The organism is Allorhizocola rhizosphaerae (assembly GCF_003426775.1).
In the GTDB taxonomy this organism is placed as follows: domain Bacteria; phylum Actinomycetota; class Actinomycetes; order Mycobacteriales; family Micromonosporaceae; genus Allorhizocola; species Allorhizocola rhizosphaerae.
Window position 1 is genome coordinate 24,766 of sequence record NZ_QJUG01000043.1, and the last position, 22,509, is coordinate 47,274.

Sequence of the window (22,509 nt, forward strand, 5' to 3'; positions counted from 1 at the left end):
TTGTCCGGATGCGTCGCCGGCCGTCACGGCCGGCGACGCAGCTGTGTGAAGGACGACAGGTCGCCGGTGGTCCAGCCGTCCAGGTCGTACTCCGCCAGGCATTCGTCGACGAAGGCGCGGCACTGGTCGAGCTGGCCGCCGGCGATCTGGGCCGACAGCAGCTCGACGCGGGTGCTTTCATGGTTGCCGGAGTAGTTGCGTTCGTAGAGCTCGTGCCGGCCGCCGAACTCGGAGCCCACCGCGTCCCACAGCAGCTTCATCACCTTGCTTCGGCCGACGGCGTCGACCCCGTTGGATCCGCGTAGATACTTGTCGAGGTATGGGCGGAGCTCAGGGTTGGCGAAGTCCTCGGCGCCGGAGTTGACGTATATCAGTCCACTCGCGACATCCTGCAACACTATCTCCCGGACACGGGGGTACCCGATCTGCATGAACCACCGGTAGGCCAGGCCGTATTGCGGATTGGGCAGCACGGCGCCGCCGCGCCACGGCACCGGGTTGCGGGCGGCGGCATCCGAGATCGCCCAGAACAGGTTGCGCCAGGCCAGCACCTCGCCGAGCCGGGCCTGTACCCCCCGAAAGTCGCCGGCGCCCGTGATGTCCAGAGCCTTGGCGAGCAATCCGGCGAGGAAGTCGAGTTTGACCGCAAGCCGCGTACAACCGTGAAAGGCGAACCGCTCCACAAAGCCCGACCGTCCGGTGAAGAGCTGGACCTTGCCGATGTCGCCGTAGATGAACACGTTGTCCCACGGGATGAGCACGCGGTCGAGCACCATGACGGTGTCGTTCTCGTCCAGCCGGGAGGACAGCGGGTAGTCGAACGGGGTGCCGACGGCGGCCGCGGCCGCGGCGTAGGACGGCCGGCAGATGAGCTTCAGACCGGGGGTGTCGACGGGTATCGTCGCGACGAGGGCGAACTCGCGCTTCTTGACCGCAAGCCCGTAGTGGGCGATGAACGTGTAGTGGGTGAGCGCGGCACCGGTCGCCACCACCTTGGCGCCGCTGACGATCAGGCCGGCGTCGGTCTCCTTCTCCACGTGGACGAACACGTCGTTGACCTCGTCCGGGGGGCGGGACCGGTCGACCGGTGGATGCACGATGGCGTGGCTCCAGTACAGCACCCGTTCCTGGGCCAGCCGGTACCAGCGGCGGGCGTTGTCCTCGAACGGGCGGTAGAACTCGGCGTTGGCTCCCAGGGTGCCAAGGAACGCGGCCTTGTAGTCCGGGCTGCGGCCCATCCAGCCGTAGGTCAGCCGGGCCCAGGCCGCGATCGCGCGCTGATCGGCGACAAGGTCGCCGGCATGGTGTGGGGTGGTGAAAAACCGATGCGTGACCCCGTTGCTGCCCGCCGCGTCCGTGGGCGCGAGCAGCGTGTCGCGGTGTTCGGGGGAGTGAAGCGCATCGTAAAGCCGTGCCGTCATACGGATCGGGTTGTGGAACGCCGGGTGGCCGGTGACATCCTTGACTCGCTCGCCATAGATGTAGATCTCTCGGCCGTCCCGCAGGCTGTCAACATATTCCTGCCCGGTAAGCGGCATGGTTGCGTGTCCGTCCACCAACCCAGCATGCGGGGCGGGCTGCGAGGCCAACAAGGTTCGTCGATGGATACCGCATTCGGGAAGATGCGGCCGTGATCGGCCCGATGTGACGCTGCTATGCATGAGTCAGGTCGGTAACCGTGCCGTCGTCATCGGTGGGAGCATCGCCGGCGTTTTCGCCGCCCGCGTCCTCGCCGAGTCATACCGCGAAGTGGTGGTCGTGGATCGCGACGTCGTCCTCGGCGTGCGCGAGGCGCGCCGCGGCGCGCCGCACACCCGGCATGCCCACGGTCTGCACGCACGCGGGCACCTCATCGTCGAGGAGTTGTTTCCGGGTATCACCGACGAGCTGATCGAGGCCGGCATACCGACCGGGGATCTCGGCGAGATGCGGTGGTATTTCAACGGGCGCAAGCTGAAGCCGGCCCGTACCGGCCTGATCTCGGTGACCGCGCCTCGGCCGGTCCTGGAGGAGCATGTGCGCGCCCGGGTCGCGGCCCTTCCCCAGGTGGTGTTCTGGCAGGGCTGGGATGTGCTGGGGCTGCTGTCCACAAAGGACCGTGGCCGCGTCACCGGGGTGAAGCTGCAGCAGGGCGCGGATCCCGAGACCTACCGGGAGCTGGAAGCGGATGTCGTCGTCGACGCGGCGGGGCGTGGTTCGCGTACCCCGGCTTGGCTGGCCGAGCTGGGCTACGCGCGTCCGGCCGAGGAACGGGTCAAGGTCGGCCTGGCCTACACCACCCGGCATTACCGCACGAGACCGGAGATGTTCGGCGGCGTGCAGTCGATCAACCCGGTCGCCTCGCCCGCGCACCCTCGCGGCGCCTTCTTCGGCCAGGTCGGCCGCGACATCTGCATCCTGTCGCTGACCGGCGTCCTCGGGGACTACCCGCCGACCGAACCCGGGGCCTTCCTGGAATTCGTGCGGACGCTTCCGGTACCCGATGTCTATGAAGGGGTCAAGGACGCTGAGCCGCTTGACGATCCGGTGTCTTTCCGCTTCCCGGCGAGCGTGCGCCGTCGCTACGAGCGGCTGGCCGGCTTCCCCGCTGGACTGCTCGTGATGGGTGACGCGTACTGCAGCTTCAACCCGGTCTACGGCCAGGGGATGAGCGTGGCGGCGGTCGAGGCCATGACGCTGCGCCGGCACCTGCGGCTCGGGGCCGCCGTCGAGTCCGGGCCGTTCATGAGCGACGTGGCCCGGGTCATCGACACGCCATGGGACATCTCGGCCGGCGGCGACCTCGACTTTCCCGGGGTCGAAGGCCGCCGGACCCTCAAGGTGCTGGTGGGCAACGCCTACATGGCGCGGTTGCAGTACGCGGCGTCGAAGGACGCCAAAGTCACCGACGGGTTCATGCGCGTGGCCGGGTTGATGGATCCGCCGCAGGCGCTCATGCGCCCGGCGATGGCGTGGCGCGTGTTGCGGCACGCCCTGCGCCGCCCGGCCCCTGGGCCCTCCTGGCTGGGTACCGAAGCCACCGCGTGAGCGAGGCGAGTGTTCGAGGAGGATGAGATAGGTGTTGTCTACCGATGTCCCGAGCCGGTCGGAGATCGTCCGCCGGGTCACCGACCTGATTCCGGTGCTGCGCAAGAACGCGGCCTGGTCGGAGGAGAACCGGCGCCTGCATGAGGAGTCGGTCGAGGCGCTGGCGGCGGCGGGCGTGTTCCGGTTGCGGGCGCCCCGGCGCTATGGCGGGTACGAATGTGACACGCGCACCCTGGTCGACGTTTCCGCCGCGCTCAGCCGCGCGGACGGCTCGACCTCGTGGGCCGCCGCCGTGTACTGGATCCCGACCTGGATGGCGTGCATGTTCCCCGACGAGGTCCAGGACGAGGTCTTCGCCACCCCCGATGTCCGCATCTGCGGGACCCTGAGCCCGACGGCCACGGCCGCGCCGGCCCAGGGCGGCGTGGTCATCAACGGCAAGTGGGGTTTCATCACCGGTGCCCTTCACGCCCACTGGCAGGAGGTCATCGCCGTCCTGGTGGCACCGGACAGCGAGCCCATGCCGGTCATGGCCCTGGTACCCATGTCCGACCTGCAGATCGTCGACGACTGGCACACCTACGGGATGCGCGGCACCGGAAGTGTCAGCACCGTGGCGCGGGATGTTTTCGTGCCGCAGGCCCGGGTGCTTCCGCTGGGCGCGGTGCTGCAGGGGCAGACGGCGTCGGCTCGCAATGCCGAGTCGGCGATCTATCGCGCCCCACTGCTGCCGGTGGCGTCGGCGTCGTCGGTCGGCACGGTCCTGGGCTTGGCCCAGGCGGCGCAGGAGGCTTTCCTGGAGCGGCTGCCCGGCCGGAAGATCACTTATACCTCGTACGAGAGCCAGCAGCATGCGCCGCTCACCCACCTGCGGCTGGCGGAAGCCGCGATCCGGGTGGACGAAGCCGAGTTCCACGCCCACCGGCTGGCCGCGCTGGTGGATGGCAAGACAGCCGATGGGTCCGAGTGGACGGTTGCCGAACGCGTGCGGGCCCGGGCCGACCTGGGCGCGGTGTGCGGGCGGGCGCTGGAGGCCGTCGGCACCCTCAACGCGGCCAGCGGTGGCTCCTCCATTTATCAGGAGGTGCCGATCCAACGGATCGCCAGGGACGTGCAAGTCGTGACGCAGCACGCGTTGCTGCATCCGGACACCAACGCCGAGCTTTACGGTCGTGTCCTGTGCGGCCTGGAACCCAACACGCTCTACCTGTGAACATTGACTGAAATGGGTGTGACATGACCAGTCCTGAGCCGACAGTTGTCGGCGCGGCTGATCCGGCCGCCGTCTCGCAGCGCATCGTCAAAGCCTGGGCCGAGGCCGATGCCGACGCCTTCGCGGGCGCGTTCACCGAGGACGGCAGCATGGTCTTGCCGGGTGTGTACCGGAAGGGTCGCACGGAAATCCGCCAGTTCATGGCCAACGGCTTCGCCGGCCCCTACCGCGGGACGCGGGTGACCGGGCAGCCCATCGACACCATGGTGCTCGGCGAGGACGTGGTGGTGATCACCACCACGGGCGGCGTCCTGGCCCCGGACGAACAGGAGGTTGCGGCTGCCCGAGCGATCCGGGCCACCTGGGTGATCGTGCGCCGCGACGGCTCGTGGCAGCTGGCCGCGTACCAGAACAGCCCCCGCGACTGACGCCTCATGCCGGTGCCGCCCCGAGCGCCGGCCCCCCAGCGGCGACCACGCTGCCCGGCACCGGACCGGTGCCGCAAAACGAACGCAGCGCCGGACCCACGAGGTCCTGGTCGTCCGCTCCCGGCGGGACGGGAGCAAGGCTGCGGGCACGACCTTTCGCGTGCCCCGTCCCGTTCCCGCCGGGCCTTGGTGTTCCCTGGGTTCGTCGGGTTTTCGACCAACGGATCATGACCCGTTGACATTGAGAAATATTTAGGTTCACTGGTGGTGTCCGTGCCCAGTCATTACCCTCCGGTCAGGTGAAGCCGAATGAAACTTGGTGCTCGTCAGTTGCCTGGTGGTGCCGATTCGACGGGTGGGCATCCGGGCGCATTCGACATTCACGGGTCAAGTTAGGGCGAAAGGTAGCGTGTGCGAATCTCGGATCTCAGCCGGAGCAGCGGGGTTCCGGTGCCAACGATTAAGTTCTACCTACGCGAAGGACTGCTGGCCCCGGGGAAGTCGACCGCTCGTAACCAAGCGATATACAACGATTCCCACTTACGGCGGATCAGGCTCATCCGTGTCTTTACGGTGATCGCCCAGATGGACCTTTCCTCGGTCCGAAAGCTGCTCAGTGCGATTGACAACAATAAATTGTCGATGCGGCAGTTGTATGGCGTGGTGCATTCAACGCTGTCGACCGGCCGGGTCGAGCATTCCGGCGCCGAGGCCCACGCCGCGGACGTAGATGCCTTCATAAAGGGCCTCGGCTGGAAGGTGCCCGAGCGTTGCCCCGGCAAGGAGATCCTGGCTTCGGTGCTGGCCGCGCTCGCCCGTACCGGTGGCCGCTCCGATGTGGAGCTGCTGGCGCCTTACGCGCAGGCGGTCGAGCAGCTCATCGCCACCGACCTGGCGCTGCTGCCCGAGCAGGGTCAGGGCAACGATCCCAGTTCGGCGGTCGTGACCGCGGTGCTGCTGGAGATCGCGTTTATCGCGTTGCGGCGCATGGCGCTGGAGCATCATCTCGACCTGCGCGGGTGAGCGCCGCTCGCGCGCCGGCCGCGCGGCATTGACGACCTCGCACGGACAAAGAAGACTCTCACCTGCGGATCCAGAGACGATGACATCGACCACCACAACACTGTTGGAGGACCGTTGTCACCGCATCCCGCCGGCCGGCTACGCCGGCTGATTCCATCGTTATTTGTCCTGGTATTGGTTTTCTCGCTGTACCTTGTGGCGCGGCTGCCCGTGGCATCGGCCGCCGACCAGGCCATCTACGCGGCACGCTTCCGCTTCACGGAGCGGGAGATAGCGTTGCCACCCGGCCTCGCCCAGCGAACCGTCCGTCAGGTGAACCCGGCATACGAAAACATCCGCTCGTGGATCTCGTCGGTCGGCGCCGGCATCGCGGTCAACGACCTCGACGGCGGACGGGTACCCAATGATCTTTGTTTGGTCGATCCGCGCAGCGACAGCGTGGTCGTCACGCCGGTGCCGGGTAGCCAAAATTCCTACCAGCCCTTCGTGCTGGACCCCGCGCCACTGCCGGTGAACTCAGCGATCGCGCCGATGGGTTGCGCGCCCGGCGACTTCAACGGCGATGGCGGTATGGACCTGCTGGTCTACTACTGGGGGCGGACACCGGTGCTGTTCATGAAGCTGCCCGGCACGTCACCGTTGAGCCGGTCGAGCTACCGGGCAATCGAAGTGGTGCAGCAATCGGAGCATCCGGGTGGCGCCTACCAGGGGCCGCTGTGGAACACCAACGCGGTGGCCATCGCGGACTTCGACGGTGACGGCCATCCCGACATCGGGGTGTTCAACTACTTCCCGGACAGCCAGGTGCTCGATCCGAACGGGCTGGCCAACGTCCAGATGAACCACTCGATGTCGACCGCGCGCAACGCGGGCGGCGCGCACATGCTGCGGTGGGTCGGCGCCGTCCGGGGGCCTGCGCCGTCGGCGATGTTCCAGGAACAATCGGCGTTCGAACCTGACGTGGCCACCGGCTGGACCCTCGCCGCCGCGTCGGCCGACCTCGACGGCGACCTGTTGCCGGAGCTCTACGTGGCCAATGACTTTGGCAACGACCGCTTCTTCCACAATGTCTCCCGACCGGGCAACATCCAGTTCCGGCTGGCCGAGGGGCGGCGCGGGCCGTTTACCCCCAAGTCGCTGGTGCTGGGCTGGGACTCGTTCAAGGGGATGGGCGTCGACTTCGCCGATCTGTTCGGCTCCGGCCGCTTCGACATGTTCGTCAGCAACATCACCACCTCCTGGGGCCTGGAGGAGAGCAACCACGTCTGGCGCAACACGGCCGCCGGCGCCGCGGAGGCCGGAAAGCTGATGCGCCAAGGCATCGCGCCCTACGACAACGTGGCGTCGGAGACCAACCTGGCCTGGGCCGGCTGGGCGTGGGACGTGAAGCTGGCCGACTTCGACAACAGCGGGCGGCTGTCGGTGGTGCAGGCCTGCGGGTTCATCGATGGACAGGTCAATCGCTGGCCGTGGCTCCAGGAGTTCGTCATCAGCAACGATCTGCTGCTCAGCGAGCCGGACATGTGGCCGCACATGCGCCCGGGCGACGATGTCGCCGGTGATCAGCCGCTGGCTTTCTGGGTACGGGAGGATAACGGACGCTTCGTCAACCTGAGCCCGCAGCTGGGGATCACCGACACCACACCGACCCGGGGCATCGCCATAGGTGACACCGAAGGCGATGGGGCACAGGATTTCGCGGTCGCGCGGCAATGGGGAGCGCCGGTGTATTACCGCAACGAGCGCGCCAGTGACGGTGCGTTCCTCGGCCTGCGCCTGTTCCGGCCGGCGATCGACGGGACCGGGCACGCGGCGCTCGGCTCGCCCGCCTATGGCGCCCAGGTCCGCATCACCGCGGCCGACGGACGTCAGCAGGTGTCCCAACTGGACGGTGGGAGCGGGCATTCGGGCAAGCGCAGCTTCGATGTCTTCTTCGGACTCGGCGACGCCGGCGGCCCGGTCACGGTGGACCTGTCCTGGCGCGACCTCGACGGCGACCCGCACCGGCAGCGGCTGACCCTGCCGGCCGGATGGCACGACCTCATGCTCACCGACAACGTCCAGGAGGTGTGACGCTCTTGACCCGCGTCGAACAATCCCCCCTCGCACCGCCCCGGGCGCTGCCGGCCCCGCCGCCAATCTTGGCCACGCCCGCACCCGGTGCGGCTGCGCCACCGGCCGCGGGCAAGGACCCTCGCTACCTGGCCCTGCGCAACTTCGCCATCTCCCTGACGGTCTTCAACCTGTTGGGGTATACGGTGCTGGGCTTCGAGCAACCGTGGGCCTGGCCGTTCTTCGCGCTCCTCCTCGGGTACACCCTGGAGCTGGCGATCGAGCGGATCACGGCCTGGGCCCAGCGTCGCGACCCGGCCTACCGAGGCCGGGGAGTGCGTGGCCTTTTCGAGTTCCTGCTGCCGGCGCACATCACCGCGCTCGCGGCCAACATGCTGTTGTACGCCAACGACGTGTTCTGGCCGATCGCTTTCGCGGTGGCCGTCGCCATCGGGCAGAAGGCCGTGCTCCGCGCCCCGATCAAGGGACGGATGCGGCACTTCATGAACCCGTCCAACTTCGGCATCTCGGTGACGCTGGTCGCCTTCTCGTGGGTGAACATCGCACCGCCTTACCATTTCACCGAGCACGTCCCGGATGCGATCCGCATCGCCATCCCGATGCTGATCGCGACCGCGGGCACGGTGCTCAACGCCATGCTCACCCGAAAGATCCCGCTCATCCTGGGCTGGGTCGGAGCGTTCGTCCTTCAGGCGCTCGTGCGTCACGAGTTCTCGGACGTGGCCCTGTGGGCGGCCCTGGCACCCGTGACCGGCGTGGCGTTCGTCCTGTTCACCAACTACATGATCACCGATCCGGGCACGACGCCTTCCGCGCCCCGGCACCAGTTCCTGTTCGGCGCGTCCGTCGGCGCCGTTTACGGCGTGCTCATGTCCGCCAACGTGGTCTACACGCTGTTCTTCGCCGTGACCCTGGTCTGCCTGGCCAGGGGCGGGTACTGGTGGATCCGCTCGTGGCGGGAACGCTCGCGGATGCCGGCTCCGGCTCGCCCCCGGCTGTGACGAAACCTGCCTGGCAAACCCCCGTTGGCACCCCTTTCCACCGGAGGTTTGCCAGGCCCTTCTGCGCCGGCCCTCACGCGCTGGCTTGCTTGAGCTCCAGATAGTGCTTGCGCTGCTTGGCTTCCAGATGCTCGATGGCGTAGCGCAGGGCCACCCGCGGCATTGTGCCGGCGTGCTTGTCCAGGAATGCCTTCAGACGACCGCGGTCGGTCTTGCCCGCCTCGCGCAGCATCCCGCCGACCACCTTCTGCACCAGGTCGTGCTGGTCGTTGACGAGGATCTCCGCCAGCTCGAACGTGTCATCGAGGTCGCCCTTGCGGACGAAGTGCAAGGTGGCGAACATCGCCAGGCGGCGTTCCCACCAACGCTTGGAGCGAGCGAGCTTGTAGAGCGGATCGCGAGGCTTGTCGAGCAGGTAGCCACCGACGACGTGATGCCCGCTCAGATCCACCAGATCCCAGGTGTTGACCCGATCGGTGCGCCGCATGTAGAGGTCGTAGAGCTCCTTGCGCCGTTGCGCGGTGGTCTTCTTCCAGGTGAACTGCTTTCCCATGATGCTGAGGGCGCCCACCCGCAGCTCGTGAATCGGGCTGGCGAGCAGCTTGTCGATGTCGTCGAGCGGCATGTCGACGAACTCCTTGGCGAGGTTGAATATGTCCCCCATGCGAAAGCCGCCGATGGCGAAGTCGGCCTCGCCGCCCCCGTCCTTGCCAAACTCGAAATAACGCCGGATCGTCGCCCGCTCGGTCGGTGACGTCATGGCCTCCAGGCGCTTCACGAACTCCTCAGCGCTGTGCTTCTCCGCCGACATGCCGTCAAATTACCACCGGCCGGTGCGCGGATGTCCGTAAACCCGCGCACCGGCCGGTGGCCGGCTTTCGTTCGTCATCATCCGATCAGGACTTCGGCTGGCCGTCCATCATGGACTTGCCCAGCCGGTCATGCAGCGCCTTGGCCATCTGGTCGGCCAGCTTCTCGTCGCCACCCTCGTGCACCCACACGAGCAGGCCGTCCTTGAGGACGAACGCGTCGTAGGAGTTGCACGGCCCATCGGTGCATTGCCATGCCTGCCGGATCGTCTGGACCAGCTTGTTGCCCGGCTCGTGGAAGGTGATGCTCTGCGTGATCCCGAACGCGTCGGCCTCGGGCAGCGTCGACACCTTGCGTTCGGTGAAGGCCAGCTTGCTCGTGACGATCTCGCCGCCCCCCGTGGCACTGGGCGGCCAACCCTGGATGGTCTGGAACCCTTCCGGACATCCAGCCACCCGCATGCGGATCATCGTGAGTGCCTGGGGGCGGGGAGCCTTGGCCACGAAGTGGACGAACAGGGCTCCGTTGGGGCGCAAGCCGTACTGGTACCAGCCCTCCAGCGACTCGAAGCCACCGATGGCGGAGAAATAGCTGACGCACCTGGGATAGACGACGATGCCCGACGGCTCTCCGGTACCCGGGAAGAAGCGTGCCCACGCCTCCCATATCGGTATGGTCACGGCGATCTGGGTACCCTCGGGATGCTCGGCATTGGTCAGCAACACCGATCTGAGGTCCGCCGTGCCCACCTCACCCGGCTTCTGAAGCGACGCCGACGCGGGCGGCTCGGAGTCCGACACGCATCCGGCGAGCATGACGGTGGCAAGCGCGGCGGCGGCGAGGCCCAGCAGATTGTTTCGACTCCGCATTTCCATTGGTCTCCGATCCATTCAGGTACACAATTCAATGCCTCGATCACGCTAACAATCAGCTGGCAACTGCGGTTCTCCGCAAGTGCTGAATGAGCGCATTCGGCGGCCCGGAAACCGCAATTCGAAAGATGCGCCAGGCGACCGGCAATCGTGATGATGGGCGGGCAAAAGCGGGTACCCGAATCGAGGGAGAGCCATGCGCGTTCTGTTTACCGTCTACCCGTCGCACGCCCATTTCTGGCCCGCGGTGCCGTGCGCCTGGGCTTTGCAAAGCGCCGGGCACGAGGTCCGGGTCGCCACGCACGCGAGCTTCACAGGTTCCATCGCCGCCGCCGGGCTCACCCCGGTGGGTCTGGGAGATCCACAGGCGCCCGAGGCGCGCACGAGGACGGACGCGCGGGCACCGGCGCGCCCCGAGGAGGTCCTGCGCTACGCCGAGGTGCTCGGCCTGGACGAGGCCGAGCGGGAACACTGGATCGCCTATTACCAGTACCTGCTCAACCCCATCTCCGACTACATCCGCACCGATCTGCCGTACGCCGACGAGCTGGTCGAGCTGGCGAAGGCTTGGCAGCCCGACCTGATGCTGTGGGACCCCACGTTCGCCTGCAGCCCGGTCGCTGCCAAGGTCTGTGGCGCCGCCCACGCCCGGCTGGCGCTGGGTCCCGACTATCTGGTGTGGAGCTTCGACCGGCTGGCGGAGCGCAGGGAGCAGCTGCGGGCCGCCGGCCTGAGCGATAGCCCGCAGGGTGACCTGCTGCGGCCGCTGGCCGAGCGGCACGGCGTCGAGGTCGACCGCGAGTTGCTATATGGACAGTGGTCGCTCGACCCCATACCGAACGGGTTGGCGCTACCGGTGAGCGGGACCCGGCTGCCGATGCGCCACGTGCCCTTCGCCGGGGTGGAGGAGTTCCCCGTCTGGTTGCATTCACGCCCGCGGCGGCCGCGAGTGGCGCTGACCCTGGGCGAGTCGACCCGCCGCTATATCAAGGGGGACTGGGGCCGTACCCCCAAAATCATCGAAGCGGTGGCGGAGATGGACGTCGAGCTTGTCGCCACGTTGAACGGTCTGCAGCTGGAGGGGATCGAACGCCTTCCGGACAACGTGCGGGTGATCGATTTCGTGCCGCTGACCCAGCTTTTGCCGACCTGTTCGGCGGTCATCCACCACGGCGGCATCGGGACGTTCGCGGCCGCCTGCGCGGCCAACATTCCGCAGATCGTGTGTGACACCGGGGAGTCGGTCATGCTGCGCCCAGTCGAGGTCGATCCGCGCACCATGCAGGACGGCACCTACCGGATCGGCTTCGAGTTCGGGGTGAGCGAGGAGGTCGTTGAAACCGTCACCACGTGGCAGCTGCCCGCCAAGAAGCTTGAGGCCACCCCCACTTCGGAATACGTGGTCAGCCGGGGCGCCGGGGAGCGGCTGGACCACCACCGCCAGTCGGCCGGAGAAATCCGCAAGATGATCGCCGATGTGCTGTTCGACGAACGGTACCGTGCGGGCGCTCAGGCGGTGTTCGACGACTGGCTGGCCATGCCGAGCCCGGCCGCGATCGTCCCGCAGTTGGAGCGGCTGACGGCCGAGCACCGTCGCCACTGAACGACCGCCGGCGGCAGGGAGGATCGATGCGTGAGCCCACAATCGGCCGGCTGGCCGTGCCCGGCGCCGAACTGCACTACGAGGTCCGCGGCGCCGGTCCGCCCCTGCTCATCATCCCCACCGGCAACGGCGACGCGACACCGTTCGAGCCGCTGGCCAACCTGATCGCCGACCGGTACACGGTTATCACCTACGACCGGCGCGGCTTCTCCCGCAGCCCGCTGCTGAGCCGGGTTGAGACGCACCGCCGGCTGGCCGACGACGTCGCCGACGCGCGCCGGTTGCTGGAACGGCTGGCCGGCACCCACGCCTACGTCTTCGGCAGCAGCTCCGGCGCGATCATCGCGTTGGCCCTGCTGGAACACCATCCGCGGCACGTGCGAGCCCTCGTCTGCCACGAGCCGCCGCTGGCGTCGGTCCTGCCCGACGCGACGCGGTGGCTCGACTTCTACGCGGACCTCTACATCGTCTACCGCGACCGCGGCCCGGACGAGGCTCGCCGGATGTTCCGCTCCCGGATGGGCATGCAAGAGTCCACCCGGCCGCCCAAGGCGTTCGAGCAGCCGCCCGCGCGGCTGGCGGAGATGCTGGATCGGTTGCGGCGCAATCAGGTTTTCTGGTTCGAACACGAGATCCGTACCTACCCGGCCTACCGTCCGGACCTCGCCAAGCTGGCCGAGGTGGCGGACCGGCTGATCCTGGCCGGCGGCAACACCTCCCGGGAACACTTCCCCTACCGCCCCAACGTCGCGCTGGCCGAACGGCTCGGGCTGCCCATGTGGCACCTGCCGGGTGGGCACGTCGGTTACGTGACCCACCCGGTCGAGTTCGCCGCGGCGCTCACCGGCCGGCTGCCCTCGCCCTGAGGGCCTTCTTGTCCGGCTTGCCGATCGGGGTGTGCGGAAGTTCGTCCACCAGCTCCAGCCGCTCGGGCAACTTGAACACCGCCAGCCCTCGCGCGGTGAGCGCCTCGCGGATCGTGTCCAGCGTGGGCCGGGATCCGGGATGCGGCCGGACGAACGCGCAAACCCGTTCTCCCACTTCGGGATCGGGGATCGCCACCGCAGCCGCCTCAGCGATCCCGGGTAGTTCCTGCATGAGCGCCTCGATCTCGCCGGCCGAGATCTTCTCGCCGGCCCGGTTGATCAGATCCTTGACCCGGCCGCACACCACGACGTACCCGTCGGGCGTGATCCGTACGAGGTCGCCGGTGCGGTACCAGCCGTCGGCGGTGAACGACACCTGGTTTTGCACGAGCGCGCGGAAGTAACCGCGTGGCGTATACGGCCCACGGGTGAGCAGTTCCCCGACCTGGCCGGGGGCCACCGCGTGGCCGTCGGGATCGACCACCCGCAGCTCGTCGTAGGGGCTGATCGGCCTTCCCTGTGTGGCGTGGGCGATGGCGTCGGGGGCGTCGAGCGGCGTGTAGCAGACAAGGCCCTCCGCCATGCCGTAAACCTGCTGTATCCGGCAGCCCAGTGCGGGCCCGATGCGGGCCGCGACCTCGGGCGCCAGCATTGACCCTCCAATGTGGATATATTGCAGGGTGGTCAGGTCGTGCCGGTTTCGTCCGGCCGCTTCCAGCCACTTCAGCGCCACCGCGGGCACCGCGGAGGTGACGGTCACTCTCTCGGCCTCGATCGTCTCGAACACCGCATCGGGCCGCGGGGAGGGCAGCATGACGACCCGGCCGCCCGCATACAGCGCGCCCAAGATGCCCGGGTTGGCCAGCGGAAAGTTGTGCCCCGCGGGGAGGACGGCCAGGTAGCGCGTCTCCGGTCCGAAGCCGCAAGCTTCGACGGCGCGGCGGATGTTGTACGCGTAGTCGTCGTGGGTTCGGGCGATCACCTTCGGTATGCCGGTGGTACCCCCGGAGAGCAGGAACACCGCCACGTCGGCGGCGCCGGGATGGCACGCGTCGAACCGGTCCCGGCGCGCGGCGGCGTCCCGTTCGCCGGCATCGCGGAGCACGGCCCGCACGTCAACGCTGCCGGGATACACCTCGTCGCCCACGACCAGCACATGTGCCGGGCCCGGCAGGCCATCGGCGACGTCACGGGCGAGCCGCTGATGGTCGTACCCGCGCCAGCGGTCGGGAACAAGCACCGCTTTCGCCCCCACATGCGCCCCGACGGCCGACAGCTCGTACTCGCGATGTGCGGGCAGCATCATCACGGGTACGACGCCGGACCGGAAACACGCGAACGTGGCGACCACGAACTCCCAGCAGTTCGGCAACTGGACGATCACCGTGTCGCCCGGGCCCAGCCCCAGCCCGGCGAGTTCGGCGGCCAAGCGGTCCGCGGCGATCGCGAGGTCGCGATAGGACAGCCGGCGGTCCCCGTCGACCACCGCTATCCGGTCCCCGCGCTGCTCGGCCCACTCCCACAGGTAGGAACCCAGCGTCCGCCCGCGCCAGCAGCCCGCTACGCGGTACGCGTACGCCAGGTCGGCCGGCCAAGGCACCACCCCGTCGCGGATCACTTTGTGCTCCCTTCGATCTGTTCGCCCAACCATCCGGCGATCGCATTGACGGTCGGTCGATCCCACAGCAGGGTGGCCGGGATCTGTTGCCGGAACGTCCGTTCCAGCGCGCGCCGGATGCGTACCGTCATCACCGAGTCGACGCCGATCTCGACCAGCGGCCGGCGCGGATCCACCTCGCCCGCCGTGAGTCCGGTCTCGGCGGCAACCTTCCGGCCGACCTCCTCGGCCAGGAAGGCGGATAAATCCGCTCCCGTCAGATCCGCCCACGCCACGGCCTCGGAGGTCGCGGGGCGCTCACCGGCCGGTAGCTCGGACAGCAGCGGCAGCCGGCGCTCACCCGGCTCCTGGGGCAGGGTGCGCAGCACCGCCGCGTACTGCAGGCCGTGCCGCTCGGCGAACTCCCACGCCTGGAACGCCTCCGCCCGGCCGATGTCGGCGACGCCACGGGCAGCCAGCTCGGCGTCGATCACTTCCGATGAGGTCGACATGCCCAGCCCGCGCCATGACGTCCAGCCGAGGCTGATGGTGCCGGTGTCGCCGGCCCGGCGGCGATGCGCGGCAAGCGCGTCCAGAAAGGCGTTGCCGGCGGCGTAGCTTGCCTGACCCGGCAGGCCGAGCAGCTGGCCGCAGGAGGAGAACAGCACGAAGAAATCCACGCTGCCGGGCGGGAACAGCCGGTGTAACGCCAGCGCGCCGGCCACCTTGGGCCGCAGCACCCGGCGTAGCGACTCCTCGTCCAGGGCGCGCACCGTCCGGTTGTCGAGCACTCCGGCCGCGTGGACCACACCCCGGATCGGCGGAAGCCCGGGCGCTGCCACGGACAGCTGACGGGCCACCATATCGGGATCGGTGACGTCCACGGCGACGGGGACGACGGTGACACCTTGCCGCTCAAGCGATCTGACCGCCGCGACCTGTGACAGCACCGTGCGGTCGGTCAGCGAGTCCCACGTATCACGTGGCGGCAGGCCCCGGCGTCCGGCGAGCACCACCCGCCGCATTCCGCGCTCCGCCAGCCAATGCGCCACCTCCAGCCCGAGCGCGCCCAGACCGCCCGTGATCAGGTAGGTGGCGTCGGGGCGGCAACCCATGGCCGGGCGCACCGGCTCGCCGGCCACCCGGGTCAGCCTGGGCACGGCCGGCGCGCCGTCGCGTACCGACACGACATCCTCGCCCCGAACGGTGCCGATGACGTCCAGGAGGCCGTCGATGTCCTGCCCGGACGGTCCAATGTCGACGGTGCCACCCCAGAACTCGGGATGCTCGCCCCCGATGATCCGGCCCAGTCCCCAGAGGGCGGCCTGCCCCAGGGCAGCCGGGTCGGCCGCGTCCCTCACGCCCTGGGTGACGCACCACAACGGTGCCGCGCGGGTGTTGGCAAGCCACTGCGCCGCGCGTGTGAGCAGCCATGCGCCGGCAAGGGCGGTATCGGCGACGCCCTCGCCGTCCACTTCGGACGGTGGGACGACCAGGACCGCGGTGTCGTTGCCGAAACCGCGCTCCGGCAGCTCTTCCGGGGTGGCGAAGGTGTGGACCGGAAAGCTCTTGCGGCCCAGCCGTTGGGCGAGGCTGTCGCGCAGCGCCCCGGCGGGTCCGACCAATGCAACGCCCGAGAAAGGATGTCTTTCCCTGGTACCGCGTACCGGCCGCCAGTCGATCCCGTGCACCAGGCTGCGCGGGCCTGTCGTGCCATCGGCACCGGGCTCCAGGGCCGCGTATCTGACACCGGCAAGCCGGCCCAGCCGATGACCGTCCATATCGGATAGTAGGAGATCGACCGTGTCGTCGCCGGTGACCCGGACGTCAACGATTGCCCGCACGGGCGGGTCCGGCCGCAGAGTCACGCGGCCGATGTGTGCCGGCATCCGCAGGGCCGCCCGCCCCGGCAGCGCCACGGAGGCGGCCGACAGCGCGGCGTCGAGCAGCGGCGCCCAGTTGACCGGCTGATCGCCGACCCGGATCACCAGTCGCAGCAAGCCTTCCCAGCGCCGGATCTGCTCGACCGTCCAAACCAGACCCATGCCTGCCACCCCGACCGCGGCCAGGCGGTCTACGACGAACTCGTTCGGCAGCGGCTCACCGCGACCGTCTGGGGCCTGCGCCCAACGGCCGGAGACGAACCGGTCCGGTGTCACCGCCGCCGTGGCATGGGTGACCCAGCCCTGCTCGTCCGGCTGCTCACCGGTGATCCGCGACGCCAGCCGCAGCGCGCCGCCTTGCCGGATCACCTGCACCTCACGGGCGTGGGTGACGCTGATGGGTACCCGAAGAAGAACATCGGTGATGCCGGAATCGGCAGCCGCCGCCAACAGCGTGTTAAGCACCACGGCGGCGGGCACGGTCTCCGTCCCGAGGATCTGATGGTCGCCGGGATAGGGGCGGGAGTGCCGGTCCAGCACGGTCTGCCAGACCTGGATGGGGCTGGTGGCCGCCACGCTGGTCCATCCACCCAGGAGGGTGTGGCCGGCCGGGTCGTGCGGCGCAATGGCGTTGCGGGCCACCGGCTCCGGCGCCCAATGGGGCTGACGTTGCCATACCGTCGTGGGCAGATCCGCAAGCGCGCCGCCGGGCCACATCGCCGACCAGTCCACGTCCGCGCCGTGGCAGTGCAACCGGCCCAGGTTGAGATAAAGCGTCTCCCGCTCGGGCTGGTGGCGGCGCAGCGAGTGGGTGACGTAGGCGTCGTCAACGCCAAGGGACTCCAGCGTCTCGTTGAGGGACTGCTCCACCACAGGGTGCGGGGAAACCTCCAGGAACAACCGGTATCCGTCCTTGGCCGCCGCGGTGACGGCCTGGGCGAACCGGACCGGCCGGCGCAGGTTGGCCGCCCAGTAGGCGCCGTCGCGCGGCGTTTCGCAGCAAGGATCGCGCAACACGGTGCTGTAGACGGGAAGTCGCGCTGGGCTCGGCGACAGGCCGGCCGCGGCGGCGGCGAGCGCGCCGGTGATCGGATCCATGTGCGGGCTGTGGAACGCCACATCGGAGGCGACCGGGCGGACTGTGAGTCCGTCCGTCCGCCAGCGCTCGGTGAGCTCCTGTACGGCTGTCACATCACCGGAGAGCACCGAGGAGCGCGGGGAGGCGGCCACCGCCACGGTCACGTCGGTGCGCCCGCCGAGCCGCCGTTCGGCCTCCTCGGCGGCGAGGTTCACCATCACCATGGCCCCCTTGCCGGCGACTTGGCGCAGCAGAGCGGAGCGACGGCACACCAACCGGGCACCGTCGTCGAAGCGGAGCATCCCGGCCGCGACCGCCGCGGCGATCTCGCCCACCGAGTGGCCGATCACGGCTGCGGGCCGCAGCCCAGCGGCCCGCCAGACGGCATGGAGTCCCATTTGGACGGCGAAAATCAGCGGTTGCACGACGTCGACCGGGTGCGGCCCGTCGGCACCCAGCATACGGCGCGGCGACCAGCCCAGCTCTGCCAGGAACACCGGCTCCAGGCGGTCGATGACGGCGGCGAAGGCGGGATCGGCGGTGAGCAGCTGCCGGGCCATTCCGGCCCATTGCGAGCCGTGCCCCGAGAAGACCCAGACCACACCGAGGCCGGCCTCGGGTAGCACCCGGCCGGTGGCAGCCGTGGTGCCGGTCGCCGCGTACTCCCGCAGCCGGGCGATCAGCTGCGTGCGGTCGGCGGCGTAAACCGCGGCCCGGCTGGCCAGGTGGGTCCGGCGGCGCGCAAGCGTGTGCCCCACGTCGGTCAGCCCTATCGTGGCGTCCCGTGCGAGCCGGTCGGCCAGGCGCTGGGCCAACTGCATGACGGCTCGGTCGCCGGCTCCCGACAACGGGTACAGGCCGGGACGGTCGGGATTGGACACCGATGCGGCCTCCTCCGCCTGTTCGACGATGACGTGCGCTATCGTGCCGCCGTAGCCGTAGCCTGAAACCCCGGCGCGTCTTGGCCCGTCGCCGTGATCGGGCCACGGCGTCGTTTCGGTGACCACGCGCAGACCGGCGGTATCCCAGGGGATGGCGGGATTCGGGGTCGTGACGTTGATGCTGGGTGGGATCTGCCCGTACCGCAATGCCAGCACGGTCTTGATCAGGCCGGCCACGCCCGCACCGGCCTCCAGGTGCCCGATGTTTGGCTTGACCGAGCCGATCAGCAGCGGCCGTCCCGCCGGGCGAGTGCGCCCGAGGACCTCGGCGATCGCGCCCGCCTCCAGCGGATCACCGGCCCGGGTGCCCGTGCCGTGCGCCTCAACATAGTCCACTGTGGACGGATCGATCCCGGCGTCGGCATAGGCCCGCCGCATCAGGTGTGCCTGGGCCGGGCCGCTGGGCGCCATGATGCCGTTGGTGCGCCCGTCCTGATGTACTGCGCTTCCCCGGACCACCGCCAGGATCCTGTCCCCGGCGCGTCGCGCATCGGCCAGCCGCTTGAGCACGACGACCCCGCCGCCCTCACCGCGCCCGTACCCGTCCGCCTTGGCGTCGAAGGACTTGCTCCGCCCATCCGATGCCGTGGCGCCCGCCGCGTCGAGCACCAGCGACAGTCCCGGCGCCGCCATCACCAGCACCCCACCGGCCAGGGCCACCGCGCACTCACCGGCGCGCAGCGCCTGGGCAGCCAGGTGGATCGCCACCAGCGACGAGGAGCAGGCGGTGTCGACGGCGATGCTCGGGCCGCGCAGATCGAGCACATAGGACACCCGGTTGGCCACGGCGCAGTAGGCGCCGCCGATCCCGGTCCAGGCCTCGATGCGCGGCAGGTCCTCGAGCAACCGGCGGCCGTAGTCGTCCGCGCCGACGCCGATGAATACCCCGGCATCCGACCCGGCGAGGTGATGCGGCGGGATTCCCGCGTGTTCCAACGCCTCCCACGCAAGTTCAAGCACGATCCGTTGCTGCGGATCCATGAGCGCGGCCTCGCGCGGGGTGATGTCGAAGAAGTCGGCGTCAAAACCCTTGACGTCGCTGAGGAACGCGCCCCGCCGGGTCACCCCGCGCATCGCCGCGGCGTCCGCCGGGCTGCGCGAGGCGTACCAATCCCAGCGTCCTGGCGGTAGCTCGCCGATGGTGTCCCGGCCCTCACACAGCAGCTGCCAGAAGCTGTTCAGCGAGTCGATGTCTCCGGCGAACCGGCATGCCATGCCGACGATGGCGATCGGTTCCGGTGCGTTGCCGAGCATGACGGCCCTCCTTCGCCGCTACCGGTGGCCGACGACGAGCGCGTGGCTGAAGCCCAGATCCTGATGGCATTCGACCCGGGAGAATCCCGCGTCGAGAACCGCCCGTCGCACATCGGCGGGGGAGTAGGCCATGCCCTCGCCCGAGGCGATGGTCAGGAAGTACGGCGAGACGAGCCCCGCGGTCAGCGAGCCGGTGCCCGCGTCGTCGGAGACGAAGCTGTAGACCAGGCATACCCCGCCGTCGGCAAGCGCGGCATGGCACTTGCGCAGCAGCTCGGTGTTGCGCTCCGGGGACCAGATTTCAAAGATGTGGAAGTAGAGGATCGCATCCGCGCCTGTGGGCAGCGAGTCGGTGAACAGGTCACCGGGGCGGAAGTGGATCCGCTTGCACAGGTCCGGGTCATCGATGCGCTGGGCCGCGAGTTGGGTCACTGCCTCGTGGTCGAAGACGGTCACCTGTAGGTGCGGGTAGCGCCGCGCGAGCTCGATGCTGTTGGTCCCGTCGCCGCCGCCGATGTCGATGACATGTCGTACCCGGCTGAAGTCATACCGGTCGAGCATCTGGGCAAAAGCGTGCCGGGACGCGTCACTCATGTTGGCGTAGAACACTTGCTGGAGTTGCGGATGCGCGGTGAGCCGTTCGTACAGGGTCGTGCCCGGACCGCCGAGCCGGCGCAGTCCCACGTTGGTGTTGCGCCGCATCGATTCGGCGAAGTCGCCCATGCCCGCATTTATTATCCGGTCCTGGATGTCGACGAGCGGGCCGAGGAAGCGCGGGCTGGAGCGCAACAGTTTGCGCCGGACCACGTCGCTGTTGACATAGCCACCCTCCTGTATTTCCAGCAGCCGCAGGGATGCCAACCCGAGCAGCAGGATCCGGGCGGGCTGCGCATCGACCCGCAAGGCGCTCGCGACCTGCTCGACGGTCGCGGGGCCGCCGCTTTCCAGCTTTTCGAACAGGTCGAACTCCAGGGCCGTGCGGAGCAGTTCGAACGCGGTCGTGCCGTGAATGATGATCCGTAGATAGTCGGCGTCCGCAATGGTGACCTGGCCGCTGGTGGACATGGAATCTCCTTCGCCGCTCCCGATGCGCCTCAACGCAAATCGTGATCGGCGGCGGGCATCCGCGCACCTTCGTCAATGCGCTGTTGGCCGGCGACCGCGCACTGCAGAAGGTGCCCGTCGGCGGCGTTGCTGCAAGGCTCGGGTGAGGAGGAAACATGATGATGGACAACGACTTGGGGCCGCCGGCCGGACGGCGGGAATGGCTGGGCCTGGCGGTGCTGGCCCTGCCCACGATGCTCACGATGATCGATATTGGCGTGCTGTTCCTGGCCTTGCCGGCACTCACCGCCGACCTCGGCGCCACCGCCACCCAGCAGTTGTGGATCACGGACGGGTACGGGTTCCTCATCGCCGCCTTCCTGGTCACCATGGGCACGCTGGGCGACCGGTTCGGCCGGCGGAGAGTGCTGCTGGTCGGGGCGGCGGCGTTCGGGGTGCTCTCGATCACGGCCGCGTATGCGCCGTCGCCCGAGCTGTTGATCGCGACACGTGCGCTGATGGGCATCGCCGGCGCCACCATCATGCCGTCCACGCTCGCTCTGATCATGGGCATGTTCCGCCATCCGCGGCAGCGTGGGCTGGCCATCGCCGTCTGGGCCACGGCACTGACCGCCGGTGTCGCGATGGGCCCGATCCTCGGCGGCGTCCTGCTCCAGTGGTTCTGGTGGGGTTCGGCCTTCCTGGTCGGGGTGCCGATCATGCTGCTGCTTCTGGTGACCGGTCCCGCGCTGCTGCCCGACATGCGCCACCCGGGGCCGGGCCGGCTCGACCCGGTCAGCGTGGTGCTGTCGCTGGCGGCGCTGCTGCCGTTCGTCTATGGCTTCAAGGAGGTGGCGCGTTCCGGATGGCGGCCGCTTCCGGTGCTGATCGCACTGGCCGGGTTGGCCATCGGCGTGTGGTTCGTGCTGCGTCAGCGGAGGCTGGACAATCCGCTGTTGGACCTTCGGCTGTTTCGCATCCGCGCCGTCAGCGGCGCGCTGGTCCTTTCCCTGCTGGTCGCCGCGGTACAGGGCGGCAGCGGATTCTACGTCGCCCAGTACCTGCAACTGGTGGAAGAGTTGACACCGTTGCAGACCGGGCTGTGGTTGCTGGTACCCACGCTCGCCCTGATCGTGGGAATCTTTGTGAGCCAAGGGCTGGCGCAGCGCATCCGGCCGGCACAGATATTGGCGGCGGGCGTGCTGGTGGCCGCCGCGGGCATGCTCGTGCTGACCCGCGTGAGCCCAGCCTCCGGACTGCTGCCGTTGCTTTTCGGCTTCACCATCGTCTACATCGGAGTGAGCCCGATCGGGCCGCTGGTCGGCCAGCTGGTGGTCCCGGCGGCACCGCCGGGGAAGGCCGGCTCGGCCGCGTCGTTGCAATCCACCAGCGGCGAGCTCGGGACCGCGCTCGGCATCGCCATCCTTGGCAGTGTCGGGGTGGCCGTTTACCGTGGTGCGGTGGCGCTGCCGGCCGGCACGCCAGCCGGGTCCGCGGCGGGTGAGACCATGGCGGGAGCGGTTGCCACCGCCCAAAATCTGCCGCCCGAGCTCGCCTCGGCATTGCTCGATTCGGCTCGTTCCGCCTTTGCCGCCGGGCTGAACACCGCCGCCGCCATATGCGCGATCACCTTTACCGTGCTCGCGATGGTGGCCCTCGCGACCCTGCGGCGCGTGCCGCCGACGGGCGCCGCGGCACCAGGCCCGGCCACCGCACCCGCGGCGCCGCGCGAACGGAAGCTGAGCCGGCGGGGTGCATGATGGATGAGATGATCAATGTCTTCCAGCCTTCGCTCG

15 protein-coding genes are annotated in these 22,509 nt (G+C 68.9%); 9 read left to right on the forward strand and 6 right to left on the reverse strand.

Going from position 1 to position 22,509, the window contains the following annotated elements; genetic code table 11:
* Positions 1 to 23 precede the first annotated feature (23 nt).
* Positions 24 to 1,538, reverse strand: a complete 1,515-nt coding sequence (locus tag DM816_RS11725; RefSeq protein WP_117210202.1) for a 4-hydroxyphenylacetate 3-hydroxylase family protein — start codon at positions 1,536 to 1,538, stop codon at positions 24 to 26.
* Positions 1,539 to 1,659: 121 nt separating this feature from the next.
* Here DM816_RS11725 and DM816_RS11730 point away from each other — a divergent pair, with 121 nt between their 5' ends.
* The 6 genes from DM816_RS11730 to DM816_RS11755 all read left to right on the forward strand — a co-directional run bounded on the left by DM816_RS11730 (position 1,660) and on the right by DM816_RS11755 (position 8,765).
* Positions 1,660 to 3,027, forward strand: a complete 1,368-nt coding sequence (locus DM816_RS11730; RefSeq protein ID WP_117210203.1) for an FAD-dependent oxidoreductase — start codon at positions 1,660 to 1,662, stop codon at positions 3,025 to 3,027.
* A gap of 34 nt (positions 3,028 to 3,061) precedes the next feature.
* Positions 3,062 to 4,240 carry an acyl-CoA dehydrogenase family protein gene (locus DM816_RS11735; RefSeq protein WP_170318805.1) on the forward strand — a complete coding sequence of 393 codons (1,179 nt, stop codon included), beginning with the start codon at positions 3,062 to 3,064 and terminating at the stop codon, positions 4,238 to 4,240.
* 23 nt (positions 4,241 to 4,263) lie between these two features.
* The gene (locus tag DM816_RS11740; RefSeq protein ID WP_117210205.1) at positions 4,264 to 4,668 is read left to right on the forward strand and encodes an SgcJ/EcaC family oxidoreductase; all 405 of its coding nucleotides are present in this window, start codon (positions 4,264 to 4,266) and stop codon (positions 4,666 to 4,668) included.
* A 411-nt stretch (positions 4,669 to 5,079) separates the two neighbouring features.
* Complete coding sequence (locus tag DM816_RS11745; RefSeq protein WP_117210206.1) at positions 5,080 to 5,691, forward strand: MerR family transcriptional regulator; 612 nt, start codon at positions 5,080 to 5,082, stop codon at positions 5,689 to 5,691.
* Positions 5,692 to 5,805: 114 nt separating this feature from the next.
* Positions 5,806 to 7,764 carry a CRTAC1 family protein gene (locus DM816_RS11750; RefSeq protein WP_117210207.1) on the forward strand — a complete coding sequence of 653 codons (1,959 nt, stop codon included), beginning with the start codon at positions 5,806 to 5,808 and terminating at the stop codon, positions 7,762 to 7,764.
* Positions 7,765 to 7,829: 65 nt separating this feature from the next.
* Positions 7,830 to 8,765 (forward strand): enediyne biosynthesis protein, encoded by a 936-nt coding sequence (locus tag DM816_RS11755; RefSeq protein WP_246001894.1) that lies wholly within the window; start codon positions 7,830 to 7,832, stop codon positions 8,763 to 8,765.
* A gap of 73 nt (positions 8,766 to 8,838) precedes the next feature.
* Here DM816_RS11755 and DM816_RS11760 read toward each other — a convergent pair whose 3' ends face one another.
* The gene (locus DM816_RS11760; protein WP_117210208.1) at positions 8,839 to 9,576 is read right to left on the reverse strand and encodes a DNA alkylation repair protein; all 738 of its coding nucleotides are present in this window, start codon (positions 9,574 to 9,576) and stop codon (positions 8,839 to 8,841) included.
* 85 nt (positions 9,577 to 9,661) lie between these two features.
* Entirely contained in the window at positions 9,662 to 10,444 is a 783-nt protein-coding gene (locus DM816_RS11765; RefSeq protein WP_162907360.1) for a hypothetical protein, read from the reverse strand.
* A gap of 199 nt (positions 10,445 to 10,643) precedes the next feature.
* On the opposite strand from DM816_RS11765, the gene DM816_RS11770 reads away from it, so the two are divergent.
* Both DM816_RS11770 and DM816_RS11775 read left to right on the forward strand, forming a co-directional pair.
* Entirely contained in the window at positions 10,644 to 12,050 is a 1,407-nt protein-coding gene (locus DM816_RS11770; RefSeq protein ID WP_117210210.1) for a nucleotide disphospho-sugar-binding domain-containing protein, read from the forward strand.
* Between the two features lie 26 nt (positions 12,051 to 12,076).
* Complete coding sequence (locus tag DM816_RS11775; protein WP_117210211.1) at positions 12,077 to 12,916, forward strand: alpha/beta hydrolase; 840 nt, start codon at positions 12,077 to 12,079, stop codon at positions 12,914 to 12,916.
* Here DM816_RS11775 and DM816_RS11780 read toward each other — a convergent pair.
* The 3 genes from DM816_RS11780 to DM816_RS11790 are packed head-to-tail and all read right to left on the reverse strand — an operon-like array spanning position 12,891 to position 20,734.
* A complete protein-coding gene (locus tag DM816_RS11780; protein WP_246001890.1) occupies positions 12,891 to 14,534 on the reverse strand; it encodes a (2,3-dihydroxybenzoyl)adenylate synthase in 1,644 nt (547 codons plus the stop codon). The two genes, DM816_RS11775 and DM816_RS11780, sit on opposite strands and share 26 nt — an antisense overlap.
* Positions 14,531 to 19,669 carry a type I polyketide synthase gene (locus DM816_RS11785; RefSeq protein ID WP_117210213.1) on the reverse strand — a complete coding sequence of 1,713 codons (5,139 nt, stop codon included), beginning with the start codon at positions 19,667 to 19,669 and terminating at the stop codon, positions 14,531 to 14,533. Before DM816_RS11785 ends, DM816_RS11780 begins: the two co-directional genes overlap by 4 nt.
* 18 nt (positions 19,670 to 19,687) lie before the next feature.
* Positions 19,688 to 20,734: a methyltransferase gene (locus DM816_RS11790; RefSeq protein ID WP_117210214.1), complete on the reverse strand. Its 1,047-nt coding sequence runs from the start codon at positions 20,732 to 20,734 to the stop codon at positions 19,688 to 19,690.
* A gap of 161 nt (positions 20,735 to 20,895) precedes the next feature.
* Between DM816_RS11790 and DM816_RS11795 the strand changes: the two genes are divergently transcribed.
* Entirely contained in the window at positions 20,896 to 22,473 is a 1,578-nt protein-coding gene (locus DM816_RS11795) for an MFS transporter (RefSeq protein ID WP_117210217.1), read from the forward strand.
* Positions 22,474 to 22,509 lie beyond the last annotated feature (36 nt).

Excerpts from the sequence above, each read along its gene's own strand:
- DM816_RS11725 (WP_117210202.1), bottom strand. The coding sequence starts at position 1,538 with ATGCCGCTTACCGGGCAGGAATATGTTGACAGCCTGCGGGACGGCCGA.
- DM816_RS11730 (WP_117210203.1), top strand. The coding sequence starts at position 1,660 with ATGAGTCAGGTCGGTAACCGTGCCGTCGTCATCGGTGGGAGCATCGCC.
- DM816_RS11740 (WP_117210205.1), top strand. The coding sequence starts at position 4,264 with ATGACCAGTCCTGAGCCGACAGTTGTCGGCGCGGCTGATCCGGCCGCC.
- DM816_RS11760 (WP_117210208.1), bottom strand. The coding sequence starts at position 9,576 with ATGTCGGCGGAGAAGCACAGCGCTGAGGAGTTCGTGAAGCGCCTGGAG.
- DM816_RS11765 (WP_162907360.1), bottom strand. The coding sequence starts at position 10,444 with ATGCGGAGTCGAAACAATCTGCTGGGCCTCGCCGCCGCCGCGCTTGCC.
- DM816_RS11770 (WP_117210210.1), top strand. The coding sequence starts at position 10,644 with ATGCGCGTTCTGTTTACCGTCTACCCGTCGCACGCCCATTTCTGGCCC.
- DM816_RS11775 (WP_117210211.1), top strand. The coding sequence starts at position 12,077 with ATGCGTGAGCCCACAATCGGCCGGCTGGCCGTGCCCGGCGCCGAACTG.
- DM816_RS11785 (WP_117210213.1), bottom strand. The coding sequence starts at position 19,669 with ATGCTCGGCAACGCACCGGAACCGATCGCCATCGTCGGCATGGCATGC.
- DM816_RS11790 (WP_117210214.1), bottom strand. The coding sequence starts at position 20,734 with ATGTCCACCAGCGGCCAGGTCACCATTGCGGACGCCGACTATCTACGG.
- DM816_RS11795 (WP_117210217.1), top strand. The coding sequence starts at position 20,896 with ATGGACAACGACTTGGGGCCGCCGGCCGGACGGCGGGAATGGCTGGGC.